The organism is Pseudoalteromonas sp., assembly GCF_041613455.1.
Taxonomy (GTDB): Bacteria; Pseudomonadota; Gammaproteobacteria; order Enterobacterales; family Alteromonadaceae; genus Pseudoalteromonas.
In genome coordinates, this window is record NZ_JBFJHD010000331.1 from 1 (window position 1) to 2,228 (window position 2,228).

At 44.5% G+C, this 2,228-nt stretch carries 2 protein-coding genes and 1 pseudogene; all 3 read right to left on the reverse strand.

From position 1 onward, the window contains the following. Nucleotides 1–166 precede the first annotated feature (166 nt). Nucleotides 167–913 carry a 3-oxoacyl-ACP reductase FabG gene (gene fabG / locus ABYB02_RS16705; protein ID WP_372763495.1) on the reverse strand — a complete coding sequence of 249 codons (747 nt, stop codon included), beginning with the start codon at nt 911–913 and terminating at the stop codon, nt 167–169. 11 nt (nt 914–924) lie between these two features. Further along, nucleotides 925–1,851, reverse strand: coding sequence for an ACP S-malonyltransferase (fabD, locus tag ABYB02_RS16710; RefSeq protein ID WP_372763496.1), 927 nt, complete (start codon nt 1,849–1,851; stop codon nt 925–927). Nucleotides 1,852–1,905: 54 nt separating this feature from the next. Continuing rightward, nucleotides 1,906–2,228, reverse strand: a pseudogene (locus ABYB02_RS16715) (phosphate acyltransferase); the annotation flags it as partial.

The window sequence follows — 2,228 nt, forward strand, 5'->3', positions numbered from 1 at the left end:
TCTTTTGACCATAAATAATTCTCTGGTCAAACCTCTTGAGTGTTTATTTAATCTTTTATCGCTTATTTTAACCGCGATTTCAAGTATGTTTAAAGCAAGATAGCAAATAATTCAACCTTTTTCGTGATCTTGCTCGATATTTATTGTAATTGTTAACGCATGGCGATCAAACCATGTACATCGCACCATTTACATGCAAAGTCTCGCCAGATACGTACGCAGCCGCATCAGATGCTAGGTAACATACCGCAGCGGCAATCTCATTCGGTTGCCCTAAACGCCCTGCAGGCACATTAGCAAGCGTCGCTGCTTTTTGCTCATCGGTTAACTCATCGGTCATGTCGGTTTGAATAAACCCAGGTGCAACCACATTGACTGTGATCCCGCGCGAAGCAACTTCTCGTGCTAGTGACTTAGAAAAGCCAATCACGCCTGCTTTAGCCGCTGCATAGTTAGCTTGACCGGCATTACCCATAGTGCCCACAACTGAGCCGATGTTAATGATACGTCCGTTCTTTTTCTTCATCATAGGGCGTAATACCGCTTTAGATAAACGGAAAATAGAGCTTAAGTTGGTGTCGATAATGTCATCCCACTCAGCGTCTTTCATGCGCATTAATAGATTATCACGAGTAATACCGGCATTGTTTACTAATACATCAACATCGCCAAAATCGGCTTTAATGGCCGCTAATGTCGCCTCAATCGAGGCCGGATCGGTAACATTTAGCGCATAACCTTTACCGTTATCACCTAAGTAGTCACTAATTTTAGCAGCGCCTGACTCACTGGTTGCGGTACCTGCTACTTTTGCGCCTTGCGCGACTAACGTCGTTGCAATGGCTTTACCAATACCACGGCTTGCGCCCGTGATCAGGACAACTTTGCCCTCTAATGAAAATAAATTCGTCATATTATTTACTCTTATTTTGCTGCATCAATTGCGGCACTGTCGTTAACTGAGCCACATACCATTGCTTTATCAATTCGTTTTGCCAAGCCGGTTAACACTTTACCAGGACCAAATTCATAGCTTTGAGTGATCCCCTGCGCCACTAATGCTTGTACTGTTTCGGTCCAACGTACTGGGCTATATAACTGACGTACCAGTGCGGCTTTAATGGCCTCAGCACTGTGTTCTGCAATCACGTCGACATTATTGATCACAGCGCACTTAGGTGTATTAAACGTTAAAGTTGCTAAGTCGGCGGCTAGTTTGTCAGCGGCCGGTTTCATCAATTCACAATGCGACGGTACGCTTACTGCAAGTGGCAGTGCGCGTTTTGCACCAGCGTCTTTACACGCTTGAGATGCACGCTCTACCGCCGCTTTATGCCCAGCAATAACCACTTGGCCTGGCGAGTTGTAGTTCACCGGAGACACCACTTCATCTTGCGCAACTTGCTCACAAGCAGCCTTGATTTCATCATCACCTAAACCAATAATCGCCGCCATTGAGCCAACGCCTGCCGGCACGGCTTGTTGCATGTATAAACCGCGATTTTCTACCAGTTTTACTGCATCGGTTAAGCTGATTACATCGCTACACACTAATGCCGAGTATTCACCTAAACTGTGGCCCGCCATCACCACCTCAGCATCGGGGTTTGCAGCTAACCAATGACGATAAATAGCCACGCTTGCTGTTAATAATGCTGGTTGAGTACGATGAGTTTGATTGAGTTTTTCTTCAGGGCCATTTAGGACTAATTCTGCTAAGTCGTAACCAAGTGCTGTAGACGCTTCTGCAAATGTTGCTTTAACAATCGCTGAGTTTTCAAGCAACTCAGCTAGCATGCCAACACTTTGTGAGCCCTGACCTGGAAAGAGAAGTGCAATTTTTTGTGCCATATTTTGCTCTTTTAATTAAACAAATAAATGAAATATCAACACACGGCACTTTAATTATTGCTCAGTCACCGTGTCTTTAGAATGTGTGTGTTCGAAAATAGCCGCTATTTTATCGGGAAGCTGACGTTCAACTTCTTTTACGGCTTCATCGATTGCTGCTTGAAATGCTTTAGCTGAGGCATTTCCATGGCTTTTAACCACAATACCGCGCAATCCTACCAGACTTGCACCGTTATACTGGTCGGGGTTCACCCTTTTATAGAGTTTTTTTATCACTGGAGCCAGAATAAATGCCAAACATTTATATAGCAGGTGCTTTTCAAGCGCGGCGGTAAACTTATTCATGATAAGTTTCGCAATGCCTTCACATGTTTTCA

What these genes read in the sequence shown, in the direction of transcription:
- fabD (WP_372763496.1), bottom strand. Translation starts at nt 1,851, where the DNA reads ATGGCACAAAAAATTGCACTTCTCTTTCCAGGTCAGGGCTCACAAAGT.
- fabG (WP_372763495.1), bottom strand. Translation starts at nt 913, where the DNA reads ATGACGAATTTATTTTCATTAGAGGGCAAAGTTGTCCTGATCACGGGC.